The organism is Microbacterium sp. P5_E9 (assembly GCF_054049175.1).
Genome location: NZ_JBFUMV010000002.1, coordinates 115404 through 133618 on the forward strand (window position 1 = coordinate 115404; position 18215 = coordinate 133618).

Genomic DNA, 18215 nt, shown 5'->3' on the forward strand with positions numbered 1-18215 from the left:
TGTCGTGCACGAGCCCCGCAGTTGGGCTCGGTGGGGCGGCCTCAGGCTGCCCCGCGCTCGTCACGCAGGCCGACGCGATCCGGGATGTCGAACTGCACGCGCGGCAGCCAGGTATTCGGTTCCGGCCACGGTCGGGAGGCGGGCAGCGAGCGCAGGCGGGCACGGAGCGCGGCTCCGGATGCCTCGACCGGCAGCACCCGCGAAGGCGCATGGTGTGCGAGCGCGCCGAGCCACCAATGGCGCCAGGTGCCGGTGATGGCCTCCGGACCGAGCACCATGTAGTAGTCCGGCATGACCGCATCGCCCGCGGCGAAGAGCCCGAGGAGGGTCTCGACTTCGACCTCGAGCGTGCCGAGCGTCGCCCGTTCCTCGTAGAGCTCCACCCAGGCGGCGGCGACATGCTCGAGCGGGTCGGCATCGTGGACGACGTAGGGAATGGATGCCGCGGCCACGGCCCGGGCCGCGACGGCGGGTTCGCTCTCCCGCAAGGAGAGGGCGAGCAGGGCAGGAACATCGCCGAGGCCCGCGAGCAGGGCGTCGCTTTCTGTCCCGACGAGGGCGACGATGGTCGATCGTGGGGCGGAATCTGTCGGAGGCGCCATGTTCCACGATACGTCCGGCCGTGTTACATCGGGATGACACGCCACACCCACTATCGGATCCAGGCCTCTGGGCTCTACAGTCAGGCCGGGTGCGAGGGGAGTGGGGGCGCGTCTGATGCAGCGAGTGGTGGTGCTGGGAGCAGGCTTCGGCGGGCTCGAACTGACGAGTGTCCTCGCCGAGGAATTGGCCGGCCAGGTCGAGGTCGTGCTGATCGATCGCACCGAAGGTTTCGTCTTCGGGTTCTCCAAGCTCGACGTGATGTTCGGTCGCACGACGGCCGAGCAGGTGTTCCATCCCTACGCCGATCTCGTCAAACCGGGGGTGACGTTCGTGCGCGCCGAGGTCACCGCGATCGATCCGGCGACCAAACGGGTCGAGACCACCGCCGGCCCATTCGAGGGCGACGTTCTCGTGATCGCGCTCGGCGCCGAGTACGACATCGCGCGCACCCCTGGTCTCGCCGAGGCGGGGCATGAGTTCTACAGCGAAGCGGGCGCGTTCGCGCTGCAGCATACGCTCGCCGAGTTCGGCGGTGGTGACGTGGTGATCGGCATCACGGCCGGGCCGTTCAAGTGTCCGCCGGCGCCGAGCGAGGCAGCGTTGCTGCTCGACGAACTGCTGCGGGCACGCGGCATCCGCGATCGGTCGTCGATCTCGCTGGTCATGCCGTTTCCGCGCCCGATCCCGCCGTCGCCGGATGCCTCGTCCGCCCTGCTGGCCGCGTTCGAGGAGCACGGCATCGCGTGGATCCCGGATCGCGCGGTCCGCTCGCTCGACGCAGACACGCGCACGGTGCGACTGGGCGATGGATCGACCTTGCCGTTCGACCTGTACCTCGGAGTGCCGGTGCATCGCGTGCCCGGAGTGGTGCAGGCGTCGGGCCTCACGGTGGACGGCTGGGTGCCGGTGGATTCGCGGACCCTTGAGACCACGTGGCCGGGTGTTTACGCCGTCGGCGATGTCGCAGCGGTCGGTACCCCCAAGGCCGGGGTGTTCGCCGAGCGCCAGGCGGCCGCGGCGGCGCACCGGATCGCGGCGCACCTGCGCGGCTCGGCGGCCGAAGCCGAGTACGACGGGCATGGCACGTGCTACGTCGAATTCGGCGACAGCCAGGTCGGCATCGTCGATGTCTCGTTCTTCGACGGGCGACCGCACGGAACTCTGCTCGGTCCGGGCCCGGAGTATGCGACCGACAAGGCCGAGTTCGGCCGCTCCCGGATCCGCCGCTGGTTCGGGCGGGACTGGGACGTATAGCCCGTCGCCCACCCTGACCCCGACATCGACCTAGACGAGCACCGGGTGCGCCCGATTGAAGGCCGTGAGGTGGAGCATCCCGGTGCGGTGGCCCGCGGCATCCGTCGTCCACGATGTCGCGATCGCGGTCTGCCCGTCGGCAGCCGCGATGTGGCGGATGCCGCGTCCCCGCGATGCGTCCCGCCGCGGGGTGAGCAGCATCCGTGCGGCGAAGTCACGGGCCTCGGTGCCAGACGTCGCGATCTGGGCGTGGCCTGCGGCGTCGAGGGCCGCGGCATCAAGGATGCCCTTCCAGCGCGTCTTCAGCCCGTACTCGGATCCGAAGACCTCGACGGCAGCCACGCGTCCGCCGATGCCGACGATGACGCCGCGCTGGCCGTCGATGGGCCGCAGGCCACTCACGTCGGGCAGCGCAGAGGCCGCGGGACCGGTGGTGACCCGGGCGGCATGCCCAGCCTCTGCCCGCCGAATCTGGCGGCTGTGCGAGAGATGATCGGTCAGAGCCGACGTGCGGCTCATGCCGTGGCGACGCTCGAGCCGCGAGATGCGCTCCCACACCTCGCCCTGGTCGAGCGGAACGGCCGAGCCGGCGTGGGTGCCGTAGCGGACGGAGTACGGGGTGCGCAGCGAGGTCGCGCGGTGGTTCTCCTCCCCGCCGCCCCAGCGGCCGTGCTCGACGCACCGCACCGGCAGCACGCGCGCTTCGCCGGGGTCGAGCACCATCGTCTCCGCGGCCGTGCGGTCCTGGTGGCCGCCGATGAAGAGGTCGCCTTCGATGATCGCGCGCGGGCGATCGCTGGTGTTGCGGATGACGAGCTCGGCCACGACCGCGTTGCCTGTGCGCTCCTCGACCACGAGCGGGTCGGAGCGCCAGCCGATCCCGCGGGTCGCGGCACCCTCGACCCACACCGGAAAGAGGGTCAGCGCGCCGCGCTGTGTGCCGGCGCCGACGTGGAGCCGCGGAAGGAATGCATTCATGACGTGTCCTCAGTTCAGTACCCCAGTTAGAGCGAATCCGCCCTAACGCACATTAGAGCCTATTCGCTCTAACTGTGTCAAGTGCAGGATGCCACGGCCTTCCGACATCCGTCATTTCAAGGGATCTCGACGCGGCGCTTAGGGATTAGGGTGACTCTGCGACAATGGCGTCATGGTGTATCGAGACTCATCCGGGCGCTCGTTGACGGAGTACCCGAGACCGTCCATCGCCGTGGACACGGCCGTGCTGACCGTGCCGGACGGGTTTCCGCTGTCGGTGCTGGTCGTGCGTGATCCCGAGTCGCGTACGTATCGGCTGCCCGGCACGTTCCTTCACGAGGGGGAGCGGCTGGCGGATGCCGTCGAGCGCTCCCTGCGGGCGAAGACGGGGTTACGTGCTGTCGGCGCCCACCAGCTGCGCGTCTTCGACGCACCGCAGCGCGATGATCGCGGCTGGGTGCTGTCGGTCGCGCACCTCGCCGCGGTGCCGGCGCGCAAGTTCGAGCACGTCGACGGACCGTACGACCGCCTCGGCGCACGCGGCGCGGGCGTTCTCCCGCCGTCGAAGGCCGACGCGACTCCGCCCGCCCTCCAGGCGGCCCGCGATCGCGACATCGCGCTCATCCCGGTGGAGAAGGCGCGAGGCCTCGACTTCGATCACGACGAGATCGTGCGGCGGGCCGTCGAACACATGCGGCGGGAGTACCGCGCGCGTCCTGACCCGTTCCGGCTCCTCCCCAGCACCTTCACGCTGCGGGAGCTGCACCTCCTGCATGAAGCCGTCGCCGGCACGTCGCTGCCGCGCGACAGCTTCCGCCGCACCATGGAGCAGCGCCTCTACGAGACCGGCTCCCTCTCGAGCGGACACGTCGGCAAGCCCGCGCGCGAGTTCTCACAGTCGCCGTCGCGCGCCAACCGCGGGACCCTTCGATGACTCTGAAGGACCGCTGGCTCGCCTTCATCGGCCGCTATCTCAACCCCGCCACGCTCGCCGCAGCCAAACGTGGGAAGGGTCCGTTCGCGTTCGTGCGACACACCGGCCGACGGTCGGGCAAGACGTTCGAGACCCCGCTCGTACTCGCCCCGGTGCCCGAGGGCTTCATCGCCGAACTCACCTACGGCACCGAGGTCAACTGGTATCGCAACATCCTCAAGTCCGGCGGCGAGATCGGCCACCGCGGCGGACGTACCGCATCACCTCGGTCGAGGACTATCCGCGGGAGGCCGGACTCCGCGCCTTCGGCGGCGGCAGAGCAATAGTGCTCCGGATGCTGCGCCGCAAGGATTTCCTCCTGATCCGGGCGGTCCCGGTTCAGGAGGAGTGACGTCGGCGGGCGCGGGTTGCAGCAACTGATCGCGTCGCCGGTGAAACACAGCAAACTGATGTGACCCGGGTTCGATGCCGCTCTGCGTCAGTCTCGTTCAGAGCGGCTGGGCGGCACGTCTTCCCCGTACCTCTGCCTCGACTCGTGCCGCCACCGTGGAGAAGTCTTCGTGTTCCCAGAATCGCATCGACTCCCACCCGGCTGCTACAAGGGTTGCGTCGGCGGCGCGGTCACGTTCTACGTTCCGCGCGATCTTGGGCCGCCAGTATTGAACGTTCGTCTTTGGTTCCACGTAGTGTTCGGGGCACCCATGCCAGAAGCATCCGTCAATGAACACTGCGATGCGAGCGGTCGGAAAGATGAGATCCGCGCGGAAATTGGATTCGGGTAGTGGGCGCTGATCGACCCAATACCTCAGACCGCGGGCGTGCAGGAGCCTTCGGACGGCCAGCTCGGGACCGGTGTCGCGTCGGCGGTTGGCTTGCATGGTGCGCCGGGCGTGCTCGTCGCTCGCCCAGGAGGATCCAGCTTCCACAACACGAGCCTATGTCGCTATTTGCGGCGAGAAGTCCATGACGTAGCTTCCGTTGCTGCGTCTCCAGACGGTGACATGCTTAGAACCGAACTGCTCGAGATTCGCGGTGCGAATGGGAGCCTCGCTATCGAGTCCGAGTCGTCGTCGGAAGTAGAGTCCGATCTGTGCATTGTCCGGAACGCTGTGCAGGGCCTTCTCGCCGTCCTGAGCCGTCGTCATGAAGAGCACGTCGCCGTCGGTCGTGTGGACTGCAAAGGGTATGCCGCGTGACGGGAAGAACCCTGCCCGCGCGATCGCAGCAGGTACTGGGATATAGGCTTCAGCACGCCGTCGCGTGCCGCGCTGACCCCAATTCAGCCCAGCACCGGGGTTGTGCACCTCGCCGGGCATCCGCACAGTCTGCACGAGTGGCAAACGTACGTTTGGAGTGTCTGGCGGGGTGACAATTGCGCTTGCGAGCTCGGCGATCGGCTCCCGCACCGCCGCTGTGACTTCGCGATACACGTCCACCTTCTGTCCGAGGTTCGGATCGTCAAACGAAACGAAGCGGTCCGCCGCCCGGGCGATTACGTCCTCTGCTGCGCGGGCGTCGACGTCCGTGAGCGTTTCCTTGCGTCGTGCATTGGCGAGACCAAACCCAGAGAGGGTGTAGTTGGCGGACCCAGTCCACGCCCGCACGGCAACCCCCTGTCGCCGCCAAACGTAGAGTTTGCTGTGGTCGGCGAAGCCCCGCGGCGCGTAGGCGACGCGGAACCACGCCCCCGTGAGGGCGGCGACGGCAGACTCGAATGCGCGATGTGAGGCGATGTCGAGTCCGCTTTCGCCGGTCATACCGATGTACAGCCGGACGCTGATGTCTGCTTTGAGATGTTGGCGCGCTTCCATGACGTGAAACACGGCCATATCTGCAGATGAGTACCCACTCAACACGTGGAGCTCGTCGCACCCTTGTGCAATAGGGCGCAAGAGCGCGCCCTCAAACAGATCGTCTCGCAGCAGTCGATTCACCTCATTAGTTCGCTACGCGAAGTTCCGACTCCCAGACTTCGGAAGCCGAAACCATATGCAATAGGTTGGGCTCGATGCTGTCGTAGCTCTCTCCAGAGAAACTCCGGAAAAGCGCGGTGAAGACAGCCTGGGCGCCCTCAACTGGGACAGCCATTCCGATCTGCTTCCGCACGCTCTCTTTTTGACCCTCGAAGACGAAGTCGTCTGGAAATGTCTGAATCCGCGCCCGTTCGCGGTTGGTCAACGCGCGGGGCTCGCGCCAGTGGTAAACGTGCGTACCGCCGCCACCAGACCCGGTCACTGTGTAGGCGGGCAGCTCGAACTCAAGCCGTCGGTAGATCTGACTGATCTTGGCGCCCGCCACATTGAGTTGGAGGTGGTCGGGCAGGTCAGCAGTGAACGCGTTCTGTCCGGGAAGGATGTGTGTGAGACGTTCGACGACAGCTTTGGACTGACGGGTCAGTTCGTGGTTCGCCGCATCGGCTGCGATCGGAGGCTTGGTGAGGCGTCTGCCCACGCTCACGTCGATGTGCTTGTAGAGATCCGGGGAGGGCACCCGGAACTCGACGTCAATGTCCGATCTGATCCCAACGATCAGGATCCGGTGGCGCCGCTGTGGAACGCCATACTGATCGAATTTATAGAGGTGAGGATAGAGGCGATAGCCGTGTTCTCCCGCACGCCGAAGAGCAGAGAGGATCATCTTCAAGGCGCCGCCGTCGTTGCTGCTCCTCAGGCCTCCGACGTTTTCAGCCACGAACCAGGCTGGATTGTGTGCATCGAGAGCCGCGACGCCGTACTGGTACAGCGGTCCAAAAGTGCCATTCACACCGAGTTGCTCTCCCACCAGGCTGAAGTCGTTGCACGGGAAGCCAAAAGCAAGACCATCGATCGGGGCAAGCGCCGCAATGTCGAGCTTGCGTACGTCTTCGTGGATGACAGTCTTGTTCGTCGCGCCAGGGATGTTGGCGAGGTACGTGTCGCAGGTTGCGCGGTCGTAGTCGGACGCCCACGCGTGCCGCACTGTTACGCCATCAACCTCATCGGCCGCGCGGTGCGCGCCGAGGGCTATCCCGCCAGGGCCGCAGAAGAGTTCTCCGATTGCGAATTCCATGGTGCTCCGTTCCGTGGCTTTCATTCTGCGGCAGGCGTCCGACACTGAAGGACTCCCACGCGGCAGTGGTGGTCGTAGCTTCGCGTTAACCTCGGTCGGCCCTGAACCCGAGGCGTTCCGCCTCGTCCAGGATCTTGATAGCCTGCGTCACCTGCTTGGCGGTGGGCGTCTTGCTGGACGAGATCGCACGGCCGATGCTGAACGCAATGCCGCGTTGCCAGCTCTGGAGGTTGTCGGTGTCCTTCGCCCATGAGCTGAGCTGGAACCAGGCCGAGCTCCCGTACTCCACAACGCGGTCGCGTGCTTCACGTTCGGCGGGATCTGCGGCCAGGTCGAGGCCGACCTGCGACTGAGCGACCGCGGTGCGGGTCTCGTCTCTCCGTGGAGCGGACGAACGAAGCGATTCAGGTGGCGTCCAGTCGATGCTCAAAACTGCCTGCCACGCCGCCGCTGTCTTCGCCCAGCTAGAGACGTTGCGCGCACCCGCGCTTTCGATGAGGTTTCGATGCACTATTGGGGCAAGCTCGGACACCGCATGCCGCCAGTCGTCGCCCGCATCCTGCAGATTGGCCACTTTGTTGAGATCGAGGCGACCTGCAACCCGATTCGAGATGAGCGCCACGACGTACGCGACGTCTTGAGCTTTGTAGCCGCCGAGCGCGAGTGCGCCGATGACTTTGTCTGCGGCTCGCCACAGCGTGGCCTTGGCGACGACGCGGCGGAAGTACTCTTCGTCTGGAACGCCACCCTTGGCTGGGCCATTTTCGAGGTTCGTGAATGATGCGAGGGACCGCTCAGCTCCTGCCGCCACCACAAACGGAAACTGCAGCCACGCCAACTCGTACTTCGCAAGGTCCGCTTTGTCGAAGCGCCTGCTTGTGTCGAAGCGGGCCTTGAATCGCGCTTCATTCCCCAGGGACTTGGCCGCGGCGAGGTCTGTTGCGAACTGCCCGCGGATTCGTTCGAAATACCACTGTCGCTGTCCGCCGAGTTCGCCGCCAAAGTCAACCTGTCGGGATAGGCGCTCGATCGCCCTGAAGAAGTCGCTGTTCGACGAGAGATCGCCCATGCGGACTGGGCTCTGACTGTTCGCGAAGTGCGCAATCTGCAGAGCGAGATCGTCCGAGTTCACGTCATCGGGACGAAGAATGGTCAGTTTCGCCTGAACGGTGACGCCGGACAGGCTCGCCCCGTCGTGGTACTTCGCGTGGTGGAGCGATGCAGTCGTCTGTCCGCCGTTCACAATTTCAAGGCCGGTCAATGCGGTGATTACGGGGATCCCTCCAGGGAGGGCGCGCGAGTACCCGGTGGCCGTGAGCGACAAGCCGTTGTTGAATGCAAAGAACTTCTCGGGTGAGTCACTTGCCGTCTTCCGGATCCCCCTGTTGACCTTGTTGTTGACTTGCAGAAACGCCCGAATGTTTCTGCCGAGGATGCTCGCTCCATGAGCCTGGTAGAGGTCGGCAACAACATCCCCCGGGATTGCGAGCAAGAAGGATTGAAGTGGGATACCGCCGACCGGGCCCAGATACTTGATTCCCCCGCCCGTCAGCTCGGTGAAATCAATGGTCTGATCTCGCACCGACGAGTGCGTTACTTGAGAAACGAAGTCACTCGCATCCCACACCACCAGGTCGGATGGCAATCCGCCGACCGTGTCGAGCGGCGAGCGTTGCCTCTCAAATGATCCGTTGGAGGCGACGATGATCCGAATCGACTTCACCTCACCGCGGACCTCGCTGATGAACTGAAGAGCTCGACCTGCGGCATCTTCGGCGAACCCGTCAGGGCTGGCCTTGAGAAGACGATCTATCTGGCCCATCGCAGTCGCAACGAGTGGCATCACATCACGTGGATCCCTCGGAGCTCCGTACCGACCGGGAGCGAAGTCGGCCACCAATACCGCAAGGCGGGCTGTATCGGCGTCCCAGTCGAGTGCGCTGATAGTACCCACTGCCTGCTGGTAGACATCGGGACCGTTTAGTTCTCCTGCTTCCTCCAAGAGAGTCGCCGCCTGTGCAGCGAAGGCGGAACCCTGCGACAGGTCCTCGGCTTCCGCGGCAAGTGTGACCATCGCCGCAAATGTGTCAAGGGGGGTCAACTCCGCTGTCATCGCACTCTCCTGAACCTCGTGCCGCCATCCCCTCGTTCCCGCCCTAGGGCATCGAAAGCGGCGGAAACTACATCGTCGTCGTCGAGCAGACCGTGGGGCTCAAGATCGCTGACTTCGTCGTCCTCGAGGAGAAAGTACTCGAACGCTGCCGTTGCAACCGCCTGTTCATCAGTGGTCATCTGCATCCATTCGCCTGCGAGTTTGTCCAGGTCCGCGGCAATCTCGATCGCTAACTGATCGTTATTGAGCGTGCGTGCGTAGTTCACGGCACGTCGCGCCATCGCCATCGCCTCCTGCCACTCGGCGGGCCTGAGAAGCGGCTCCACCAGCGGCCGGTAAGGGCCCACCAACGCGAGAAACCGAGGAACCACCGAGTCGTACTGAGGCCCATCACCAGCGACCTCATAGAGGACCCCGCTGTCGAAGGCAGGCCACATCGTGGCGTCCTCGACCTCACCGCCTGATGACGCGGTGCCTGCCGACGCTGATGTCTCCCGCAAACTGCCTTCGCCCGCAACCGAGTTCGATCCGATCGGCTTCTTGTTCGGATTCACCACGCCCACGGAGTTCTCAAATTGGGCAACCACTGCAGAGTGGATCTCGTTGTCACTTAGCGCGTCCACGTTCAGCCGACCGAGTAGGCGCCCAACCAGCACAAGAGCCCGTCGCAGCCCGTAGCGTCGGTCGTAGGTGGGATTGCTGAGATAGTGCAGATGCGATGCCACGATCGACGCGCCCAGGCGACTGTCCCCGGTGAGCGAGATCCGGTCTGTGAGCTGCACGAAATTGTCCTCGTCGAGGAGGAGAACGCTCTGTGTGCCTAGGAGGAACCCCCGCCACCAGGCTTGCCGGAAAAGACCTCGACGTCGATCGAGAAGCCGGCCGACGTGGGATGACGGTTGCTCCGATTCGAACTCGAAGTCATCATCTTCGTCCGCCCAGGAGAGCGCGTTCGTCTCGACCCTGGAGGGCCACCGCCACAACGCAACATCCGGTAGTACCCGCAAGGTAATGAAAGCCCACACTTGCTGATTCGCCGCTTCGACGGGAAGCATTGGCGCGAGCGAAACGAGTTCTGCCGCCAGTTCCTGGTCGAAGCTCGGACGCGCGCCCCTACTTCGGGCGTTCGGAAACCCGTGCCGCTCAGCGATGGCGAGTACGCCGTTTCGAAGTTGCAGGAGATCCGCCGAGCCCACGCGACGCGGTGCCATCGGATAGAACCGAAGATGATCTGTGGAAAGGTCTACCCGCTCAGCCGCCTCGTCCACGGTCAACTGCAAGAGTGCCGGAATTTCGTGCTCAGGGTTGACTTCCAACCGTGGCCATGTGGCGGGAAGTGGGTCAGGCATCGGAGCGCTCCTTTCCGAGGCGCCCTTGGACTTCCGCGTCGAAACGACCGGGGTCGTACGTCGCCTTCGCCTGGAGCTCGTCATACCCGTCTGGAAACAGCTGGAGCGTCGCATGCATCGCGGCGCCGAGGGAACCATCGGGATAGTCCTCGTCATCCTCGTAGCCGGATTCTTCAGTCAGTGCGATCGTGAGAAGCTGGCGGTGAATATCGAGGCGCAACGACGCCGTCAGGGTCTGCGAAACCTCGGCGGTTGGTTCTAGGAGCATCCGCTGGACGCTCTCGTTTCCTTCATTCACGAAGACCCGCAGTGCGGCATCGATCGGCGCGGCAAGGTCGGTCTGATCGACATCAACAAACCAACGCGCGTTGTGGAAGTCGTAGAACGGATCGGCCCCAAGCCCAGTCGGCACGATTGGGAGTCGCGCAGCAATCCCCTCGAGATGCACTCGCCAGCTGTCGCTCCACATCACCGCACCGCGCTGGGTTGCCGCGAGCGGATTAGCCACAGTTGCACCCGGATCCAGCAGCAGGACGGTGAGCGCCAGCTGAAGAGCCCCGCCCACATGCCCCGCCGGGATCTGTGCTACTGCCGTGGTCTCCGCTCCCGTAATCGGGACGGGCTCGCCGACACCTCGCAAGCCCACCGATGAAGACCACTCGAGCGACAGACCGAACCTGGCGTCGGGCGAGAGATGCGCGCTTGCAGCGAGGTTCGAGTAGTCGCAAAGAAGGTTTGCCGTGACCTGAATCCCTTGGAAATAGGTCCAGTCCGGAGTCGCGGATGGCTCGTCGTAGGATGGCCCGTTCTCGATCGCAACGTTCCAAGTGTCGAGTCGTGCCGCCGTGGACGGAAGCGGCAGGTACCCACGGCTCAGAGGACGGCTCATTGAACTTTTCGCTTGCTCACGCGTACACCGACAGCGACATGCGGTGAGTGTGAGAGCCGCACAGTCAGGCGCGAGTGAAGATGCACGCTCAGCGCTTCCACCTCCCTCTCGCTGGCGACCCGCTGATCGCCGGCAAACCATCCCACTACCTCGACCAGTTCGGGCTCCACCGCGGAACCGCTTTCAGTGCGGCCGCCTTCGGCAGCAATCGTGGGGGTCGCAAGTGCGCGCCAGGGCGAAAGGTCAGCGCCAGTGCGGCTGCGAACCTCGATCGGGAAGTCCACGATGACTCGCGAGCCGTCCACTCCCACGAGCGTGGGTTCGTCTCCGACCCTCACCGAGAAGTCGGCGCGAGGCACTCGTGGAGCGGGCGCGAGCCTCGGCCGTCGCTCAGGGCCCAATCGGGCGAATCCCATGAGGCTCTCGCCGAGTACGCGAGATAGATGCGCGATGCCTCCCACGGCCACCTCGGACGCCGCGGCCTCGGCGCTTGGCGGTGCGACCCGCGTCGCGTTGCGAATGTCACGAAGAGTCCATGCCACCGGACGGTACTTCGAGCGGCTAGCCTCCGATGCCCACGAATCGTGGGTGACGGGCTCCTGTGCGGCAAATGTGGAGTCGAGCTCCGGGTCGGCTATGAACACCCCCGCGACGTACTGACCTTGTGGGTCTGGGTCGATTTGCAAGTACTTCACGATGAATCGCGGATTGCGCATCAGCGCGACCTTGTTGTTCAGCTCGTAACTGACATCGTCGATCTGCAAGGCTCGCCGGACAGCGAGGACGCCCGTCTTGGCCACAGCTACGTCGATCGGGATGCGCGGGATTGTCACCTGCCAAGAGATCTCTGAGGTGGAGTCTGCTATTGCCACTAGCGCCTCGCGATACGCGGCTGCGAATTGCAGGATCTCGGGGTCCTCATCGATGGATATCGGTCTGCTCTCGCCCTCGTAAACGAACGAGAAGCGGATTGACGAGTCACCGCTCGACTCGACCAGATGTGGCCAAGCCCACTTGAGGGCAGCACTACGAACACCATCGAGTGCGGCTCCGAGGTCACTGTCATCCGCCACCCCGGGCTCGCTGGGGTCGAGCACAGCGATAGTTGTACCCGTTCCGCCGCCAACAGTAGTCATGCCGAGTTTGGTGGCGAGCTGCAGTGCCCCGTCTCCCTCGAGAGGAAGCACCGCCGGCTCGTCGAGCACGCCCCACCAGTGCCGCCCCGTAAAGATCTTGCCCTCATGTTGGAAGCGGCTCGCGACTGTGGTCACAATGAATCGGTCGAGCATCTGATCGCCCCACCGTGTGCGCGTATAAACCAAGCAGGTGCGAACCCGGCTTGCGGTGTAAAGCACAGCCTTTCCGAATCCATATGTTCCGCCACCAGCCTTCCGGTCGGGGTCCCGCCCGACATTGAAGGCGAAGCTGCGGAAATCGGTCGGTTCTCCTTCGGCCGCGACCTCGTCCGCGCGAGCATTCCCGCCGAGACCCTTCGTGCCGCTGTCTCGAACGATCAGCGCGCGCAACGGACCGTTCGCGAGGAGACTTTGGAGATCCGTGCGGTCGGGGGGGATCTCCGCGAAGACCTGCCCACGCAGGACTTCCAGCTCTACGGGACCGAAGGTGATTGCTTGGATGCCGAAGTCGATCGAGTCTTCAATCCTCGCGTCCCAGCTGTTCTGCACAGTCTCGCGGAAGAACACTTCCCAGAACGGCAGGTCCGGCTTGCCGATCGTCTTGCGGACAGCGTCTCCGTCCATCGCGCCTGTCGGGTGTACCGGCTCGGAGTGAAGCTCAAGTCGTGGCATCTCAGTCGAGCTCCGCTTCGTCCGCCTGATCCGCTGACGAGATCTCGTCGAGTTCTTCCACATCGGCGATACCCGGGACCTTTGCCACCACGTAGCTCACCTTGGAATCAGGCGACTTCGCGTAGGGGAAGTCGAACGCGGCTGCAACGACCGGCGCTGCTGCATCGAGCGCCGCCCGCGCACCTGCCTGTGCCGGCGTCGGCGACGACGCGGGGTCGATGACATATAGCCGCAGAATAGCCTCGCCCGGCAGACGTTCGCCGCGAAGGGTCAAGAGCGCGTCCCCTGTCGGAGGAGTCTCTCCGGGAGCCCAGTCGATGCCCGGTATCCGATCATCGGCGCTCATGAGCGCACGAATGTTCGCGGGATCAGAGTCGATCAGACGTGTGCGCTTCGCCATCTTGAATTGACCGACGTGGGGGAGTTCGAAGGTTGCTCCTGAGCCTCCGGCCATCACAATGATGCGCCAGCGCAGGAGATTGTCCGCGAGCATCTCGTTGGAGATGTATTTCTTGAGAAGGTCCGCCGAGAGGCTGGCTTGGGCAGGGTGGAACTGGAATTCATCTATGAATCGCAGGACGTCTTCGGGTGATACATCGGTGAATCCCGGGTAGGTCGCGCTGAGCGACTTGCCGCCTGCGAAGTTAGTTCTTGTCGCGCCGTGCTTGGCGGCGGCTTCGAGCACCGTCCGAGCCGCTTCGAGATTCCTTGTCAGCCAGTCGATGTCGGTGGTGTTGAAGATCACCGACCCGGTCGCACGTCCGCTGAACGATACGTTCGCGGGGACAGCGTGCCTCATCTTCGCCTGGGCTGTGACGGCGAGGTCCGGGTGCAGCCGGATCCGCACGCCCATTTCCAGAGGTGTCAGACCCTCTCTCCCATACCTGGCGATCTCGGCACGCAGCTCGAGCTCGACCCCGGACAGGTCACGAAACCACTTCGTCAGCTCGGGTGTGAGCCAGATCCGACAGAGATCCTCATATCCAGGGCGATAGCCGAACCATCGCCCCATCTGAAGCAACGTGTCGTAGGCCGATGCGGAGCGCACGAAATAGCTCGAGGTGAGACCTTCGAGTGTGAGGCCCCTGCTGAGGGTGTTGCCACCGATCACGATCGCAGTCGTCGGTGAGAGCCGGGAATATGACAAACGGTCGGTTGACCTGTAGTTGTCGACCACGACGTCAACGTCCTCGGCGCTTGCGCGCAGACCCCTGGAGACGTCCTCCCACGGAACCGCTGAATGATCGAACTCGGCGGCGGACACTCGTTGCACTTCCGTCTCGTAGAACGCCTGAAGCTCAGCGAGGAGGGACTGATCCTCCGTAGCCAGCCCGATCCGGAGGCCGGCTAGCAGTTCGAGGACGACTTCGCGCGTCTTGTAGTGCGCCGCAGACAGCATCGAAGTGTGCACCAGCATTGTGGAGTGCCGGACGCCGCCGAGCCGTGCTCGTTTCGCCGCCGTTGACAGCAGAAACCACATCACCGCGCGGCGCAGCTCAGAGCCGGCCGCGGGTTGCCACGTGAACACTGCCCCGGTGCCCGCAGGTGGATGGGCGAAGATCGCCTCAGCAGCGGGAATCGTCCTTACCAGATCGAGGCCCGTATCTTCGGGATCGGCCGGGTCGCCGAACAGTTCAGCGGCGCCGAAGTAGCCCGCGGGTTTCGGCATCGAAACGACGAAGTCACGCGGGTAAAGGTCATTCTCGTTATTCGGGTCGATCAACAGGTTCGCAAAAGGAGTGGCGGTGTACGCGACGTACGCACTTCGGGGGTGATCAAGGATGTCGCGCAGCAATTGGTTGATCACGGATGTCCGCTCGGCTCCGACATCGATGCTTGCCTGATCTGCCTCGTCGTCGATGAGAAGCAGCGGTGCCAGTTGCTGCGCGACATCGCCAGCACTGCGAATCCAGTTGCGGAGGCGACGCAGCCTTGCCGGATTCTTCTTGATTACAGCCACGAGCGCTCCGTTGAACCTCACGAAGAGCGGCGCCCCATCCCCGGTCTCGCGAAAGTCGTCATTCGCCCTCGTCAATGGGTACCAGTCGACCGAATCTCCCACGAGGGTGGTGTCGACTCGGTCTTGAGTCTGGTTGCGCAGAATATCTGTCACGCCCGACAGAATGACGATCAGCTTGAATCCACGGTCGGCCGCCTTGGCTGCGAGCGCCATGAAGTTGGTTGTCTTGCCGCTCTGCACGTATCCGACGACGAGGCCACGGTCGGCGAATCGAGTGGTACCTGGCGCCGTGAGCTGCGCAAGAGTGAGGCTCGTAATGTGATCGATGCTCTCGACCGCGCTCGCCGGCAACGACTGGAGCAGTCGCTCCTGAACGGGCGGCCAAAATCGGTCAGAAGCGGTAGGTCCCTGGTACCAGTTGTTGTGGTCGCCCTCACCCCGGAGCACCTCGACGCCGGCGATGTCGAACATCCTGAGTTCGTGCCGTGCGATTGCAGCCTCGGCGAGTGGCTCGGGAACCCGCAAGAGCAGGAACTTTGACCTCACAGAGGAGATGCTGAGACCCCCCGCGACGAAAGCGCCGACCATGTCGGCGTATTCGTCAATCACTTCATCGTTGAACACAGAAAGCCTTCCGAGACCGACCACCCACCGAAAACCCCAAGTCGACCGAACCTATTGTGAGCGCGCGACATCCTGTGTGTCTCCACCGATTGATGACAGATTTCCAAGTACTTCGACTCCATAGGCATGCACGAACACCCTCGCGAGCTGAAGCGCCGTTGATCGGTCGAACTGCATCGTCTGGCTGCTCTTGGGACGCGACGCTCGATCGCGGGAACCGAATGTGCTGAGGTGCACGAGAGGCTCGCCCGAATCGTCGTTGACGAGTTGCACGTAGCAGTCGACAAAAGTCTTGTGCGGGCTGACGTCCTGGGTTCCCGGCAGTACGCGGGCGATCCTAGCCATAGCACTCCTCGTCGAGCTTGAACAGTGTGATTCAGGCTACGCGGTGCGGGTCGAGTGGCCAGGGACTGGCGCCGGCGACTCGCCTGAATATCCCTGCCCTGAGCTACGCACTATTTCCCGACACCATGCCCCGATCGATCCCACATTGTCGTGTAGACGTTGGATTGTCTAGGGCAGGAAGCGCGGATCGTGACCGATCACACCCAGTCAGAAGACTCGCTCAGTCGAGTGTCAGCCAGGAGAGGCGTCGGCTCCCAAGACCTACCAGAGCATCAGCGACAGGCTCCGACATCTCCCATGTCGTACCCGTCCCATACGCTCACAGGCATCTCGATCGTCTTGGCCGGAAGGAGGGATCGTGACCGAGCACGTCCAGTCGTCCGCCGACGTCGTGGCCCTTGCCGACCGCATCATGAAGATGCGGCTGCGCCCGCTGGTGGTGGTGTCGACGGACCCGCATACGGGTGTTGTCGCCCACGATCAGGCAGAGCTCGAGCGAGAACTCGCCGACATCGCCGAACTCTTCCTGATCCCCACCGGAGACCTGACCCGCGAGCTCGACTCGCTCCTGCCCGACAAGACCCAGGTCTACGGCGGCGCCGGGCGGTCTTATCCGCACGACTTCATCACTGATCCGCACTGGCGCCGCTCGCCGCTGCGATTCCCGAGCGCCAAGGCGACACAGCAGCTCATCGGCGACGTGCTTGGCCATGCCGGTGCGGCGGGATTGTTCGCCAAGCCGTCGGAGCGGCGGGTCGCGGCATCCGGAGTCGTGAAGGGGTTCATCGCGGACGGAACCCGCGCGATCGTCGACGTCGACGGCCGCGGTCACGCGACGATCTCAAGTGAGCTGACCTACCCGCCGATTCCGCTCGAGTGGAGCCTGCACACCGGTCAACGGGTCACTGGCGTGCTCGATCTCGACGCCAAGCTGATGCTCGTCGAGACGCCGCGACCGACGCAGGCCGACCTCGAGAAGGCGTTTCCGCATCGGTGTGTCACCCTCGCGCTTGTGCGCAAGGTCACGGCCGCGCGCGCAACGCTGCTGCTCCACCCCGCGGTCGAGTTCGTCCTCCGCGGCCGGGACATCTCGCCGAACCCGCTCGATACGGTCGACCTGCTCGTTGCCGAAGGGGATGTGGTCGCGGCCCGTGTCACGCACTTGAGCGACGGCACCCTGCACCTCTCACTGGTCGACGTCGACGACGACGATCCGATCGTCCCGCCTCTCGCGCTCACCGCCGGCGGTCGCCCCTGGCTCGCAAAGGGCCGCGCGCTCGAATTGCAGACAATGGATGCCGCGACCGAGCTCGCCGCGCTCGATGAGTCAGCCGCGACATCCGCGCCAGCGGGACCCGGTGGGGCAGAAGCGGATGCCCCGGCCACAGCCGGGGCACTCGTCCAGGCCGCGGCGGGTGCCAGTGTCGGCGGAGGGGAGGCCGCGGCATCCCTCCTTACGGAACCGGGCCTCGCACGAGCGGCGCGGCCGATGCCTGGGCCGGGCCGGCGGGTCATCGCATCGGCGCCTGAAGCGGTCGTCGAACCCGAACCGGTCGCGGTCGAACCCGTGCTCGCCGCCGCCCCGGGGACCGCGCTGCAGACCACGCAGCTGCAGCTCGCAACCGAACGAGCCCGGAGCGCCGAGCTCGAGCGCCGGCTCGCCGAGGCTGGCGCCGACGATTCGCAGCTCAGCCGGCTGCGCGCTCTGGCGAGTGGAGCAGAGACGCGGCTGCGTGAGGAGCTGGCGGAGCGCGGCGAGCTCGAGCGGCAGCTCAAAGAACTCAAGGACCAACGGCGTCAGGGGACGCAGGCGCTGCGCGAAGCGCGGCGCGCGGCTCCGGTCGCACCAACGGAGGGTCGCGGCGATCGTCGGGCGAGGTGGGCGACGGACGAGGCGTGGGTGCATCACGAGGTCTACCTCGCGTGGGTCGACCGTGTCGAGCCGAGCGAGCGGGAATCCTGGCCGCTCGCCGACTTCGAAGTGGGACCTGAGTTCGCGGCATCCCTCACTCCTCTCGATGAAGGGCAGTTCGACAAGGCGATGAGAGCGGTGGTGGATGCCGTCACCGGCCGCATCCGCCAGATCCCGGGCCGAGAACTCCACGCCCTCCGCTCGGGCGACGGCGGTGCGGATCCCGATCTCGTCCGCGGCGACGGGGCCAAGTGCTATCGCGCCGCGATCGAGCAGCGCACCCCTGCTGCGCGCCGCGTGCACTTCTGGGCACTCCCTGGAGGGGGAGTTGAACTCAGCCGCGTCGTGACCCACGACGACGTGCGTCCCTGACCCCTCGTGGCAGGATCGGGCTCCCA

The 18215-nt window shown here is 64.7% G+C and carries 15 protein-coding genes; 4 read left to right on the top strand and 11 right to left on the bottom strand.

Translation table 11 applies throughout. From position 1 onward, the window contains the following. Window positions 1-41 precede the first annotated feature (41 nt). Entirely contained in the window at window positions 42-602 is a 561-nt protein-coding gene (locus tag ACXJ3V_RS03930; RefSeq protein WP_457098957.1) for a hypothetical protein, read from the bottom strand. A gap of 115 nt (window positions 603-717) precedes the next feature. On the opposite strand from ACXJ3V_RS03930, the gene ACXJ3V_RS03935 reads away from it, so the two are divergent. Next, on the top strand, window positions 718-1857 hold the full coding sequence (locus ACXJ3V_RS03935; RefSeq protein WP_457098958.1) for an NAD(P)/FAD-dependent oxidoreductase: 1140 nt from the start codon (window positions 718-720) through the stop codon (window positions 1855-1857). A 30-nt stretch (window positions 1858-1887) separates the two neighbouring features. On the opposite strand, the gene ACXJ3V_RS03940 is transcribed toward ACXJ3V_RS03935, so the two are convergent. Next, window positions 1888-2835: an ARPP-1 family domain-containing protein gene (locus tag ACXJ3V_RS03940; RefSeq protein ID WP_457098959.1), complete on the bottom strand. Its 948-nt coding sequence runs from the start codon at window positions 2833-2835 to the stop codon at window positions 1888-1890. Window positions 2836-3007: 172 nt separating this feature from the next. Here ACXJ3V_RS03940 and ACXJ3V_RS03945 point away from each other — a divergent pair, with 172 nt between their 5' ends. Continuing rightward, window positions 3008-3769 (top strand): NUDIX hydrolase, encoded by a 762-nt coding sequence (locus tag ACXJ3V_RS03945; RefSeq protein WP_457098960.1) that lies wholly within the window; start codon window positions 3008-3010, stop codon window positions 3767-3769. Further along, on the top strand, window positions 3766-4095 hold the full coding sequence (locus ACXJ3V_RS03950) for a hypothetical protein (RefSeq protein WP_457098961.1): 330 nt from the start codon (window positions 3766-3768) through the stop codon (window positions 4093-4095). The genes ACXJ3V_RS03945 and ACXJ3V_RS03950 overlap by 4 nt, the downstream gene beginning before the upstream one ends. Before the next feature lie 162 nt (window positions 4096-4257). Here the strand turns inward: ACXJ3V_RS03950 and ACXJ3V_RS03955 are convergent, their stop codons facing one another. The 9 genes from ACXJ3V_RS03955 to ACXJ3V_RS03995 all read right to left on the bottom strand — a co-directional run bounded on the left by ACXJ3V_RS03955 (window position 4258) and on the right by ACXJ3V_RS03995 (window position 15905). Next, window positions 4258-4695, bottom strand: a complete 438-nt coding sequence (locus ACXJ3V_RS03955) for a very short patch repair endonuclease (RefSeq protein WP_457098962.1) — start codon at window positions 4693-4695, stop codon at window positions 4258-4260. Window positions 4696-4704: 9 nt separating this feature from the next. After that, a complete protein-coding gene (locus tag ACXJ3V_RS03960; RefSeq protein WP_457098963.1) occupies window positions 4705-5703 on the bottom strand; it encodes a restriction endonuclease PLD domain-containing protein in 999 nt (332 codons plus the stop codon). Between the two features lie 4 nt (window positions 5704-5707). Beyond that, window positions 5708-6817, bottom strand: coding sequence for a DNA cytosine methyltransferase (locus ACXJ3V_RS03965; RefSeq protein WP_457098964.1), 1110 nt, complete (start codon window positions 6815-6817; stop codon window positions 5708-5710). A gap of 85 nt (window positions 6818-6902) precedes the next feature. Beyond that, entirely contained in the window at window positions 6903-8930 is a 2028-nt protein-coding gene (locus tag ACXJ3V_RS03970) for an AIPR family protein (RefSeq protein WP_457098965.1), read from the bottom strand. After that, entirely contained in the window at window positions 8927-10279 is a 1353-nt protein-coding gene (locus tag ACXJ3V_RS03975) for a hypothetical protein (protein WP_457098966.1), read from the bottom strand. Before ACXJ3V_RS03975 ends, ACXJ3V_RS03970 begins: the two co-directional genes overlap by 4 nt. Further along, window positions 10272-11168 carry a hypothetical protein gene (locus ACXJ3V_RS03980; RefSeq protein WP_457098967.1) on the bottom strand — a complete coding sequence of 299 codons (897 nt, stop codon included), beginning with the start codon at window positions 11166-11168 and terminating at the stop codon, window positions 10272-10274. The genes ACXJ3V_RS03975 and ACXJ3V_RS03980 overlap by 8 nt, the downstream gene beginning before the upstream one ends. Beyond that, the gene (locus ACXJ3V_RS03985; protein WP_457098968.1) at window positions 11165-12928 is read right to left on the bottom strand and encodes a hypothetical protein; all 1764 of its coding nucleotides are present in this window, start codon (window positions 12926-12928) and stop codon (window positions 11165-11167) included. The genes ACXJ3V_RS03980 and ACXJ3V_RS03985 overlap by 4 nt, the downstream gene beginning before the upstream one ends. 49 nt (window positions 12929-12977) lie before the next feature. Beyond that, window positions 12978-15560 (bottom strand): Z1 domain-containing protein, encoded by a 2583-nt coding sequence (locus tag ACXJ3V_RS03990; RefSeq protein WP_457098969.1) that lies wholly within the window; start codon window positions 15558-15560, stop codon window positions 12978-12980. 51 nt (window positions 15561-15611) lie between these two features. Beyond that, on the bottom strand, window positions 15612-15905 hold the full coding sequence (locus ACXJ3V_RS03995) for a hypothetical protein (protein WP_457098970.1): 294 nt from the start codon (window positions 15903-15905) through the stop codon (window positions 15612-15614). Between the two features lie 358 nt (window positions 15906-16263). Here ACXJ3V_RS03995 and ACXJ3V_RS04000 point away from each other — a divergent pair, with 358 nt between their 5' ends. Then, a complete protein-coding gene (locus tag ACXJ3V_RS04000; protein ID WP_457098971.1) occupies window positions 16264-18189 on the top strand; it encodes a hypothetical protein in 1926 nt (641 codons plus the stop codon). The last annotated feature ends 26 nt before the right edge of the window (window positions 18190-18215 follow it).

Coding starts and splice junctions, on each gene's coding strand:
- ACXJ3V_RS03930 (WP_457098957.1), bottom strand. CDS start 602: ATGGCGCCTCCGACAGATTCCGCCCCACGATCGACCATCGTCGCCCTC.
- ACXJ3V_RS03935 (WP_457098958.1), top strand. CDS start 718: ATGCAGCGAGTGGTGGTGCTGGGAGCAGGCTTCGGCGGGCTCGAACTG.
- ACXJ3V_RS03940 (WP_457098959.1), bottom strand. CDS start 2,835: ATGAATGCATTCCTTCCGCGGCTCCACGTCGGCGCCGGCACACAGCGC.
- ACXJ3V_RS03945 (WP_457098960.1), top strand. CDS start 3,008: ATGGTGTATCGAGACTCATCCGGGCGCTCGTTGACGGAGTACCCGAGA.
- ACXJ3V_RS03950 (WP_457098961.1), top strand. CDS start 3,766: ATGACTCTGAAGGACCGCTGGCTCGCCTTCATCGGCCGCTATCTCAAC.
- ACXJ3V_RS03965 (WP_457098964.1), bottom strand. CDS start 6,817: ATGGAATTCGCAATCGGAGAACTCTTCTGCGGCCCTGGCGGGATAGCC.
- ACXJ3V_RS03970 (WP_457098965.1), bottom strand. CDS start 8,930: ATGACAGCGGAGTTGACCCCCCTTGACACATTTGCGGCGATGGTCACA.
- ACXJ3V_RS03975 (WP_457098966.1), bottom strand. CDS start 10,279: ATGCCTGACCCACTTCCCGCCACATGGCCACGGTTGGAAGTCAACCCT.
- ACXJ3V_RS03980 (WP_457098967.1), bottom strand. CDS start 11,168: ATGAGCCGTCCTCTGAGCCGTGGGTACCTGCCGCTTCCGTCCACGGCG.
- ACXJ3V_RS03985 (WP_457098968.1), bottom strand. CDS start 12,928: ATGGACGGAGACGCTGTCCGCAAGACGATCGGCAAGCCGGACCTGCCG.
- ACXJ3V_RS03995 (WP_457098970.1), bottom strand. CDS start 15,905: ATGGCTAGGATCGCCCGCGTACTGCCGGGAACCCAGGACGTCAGCCCG.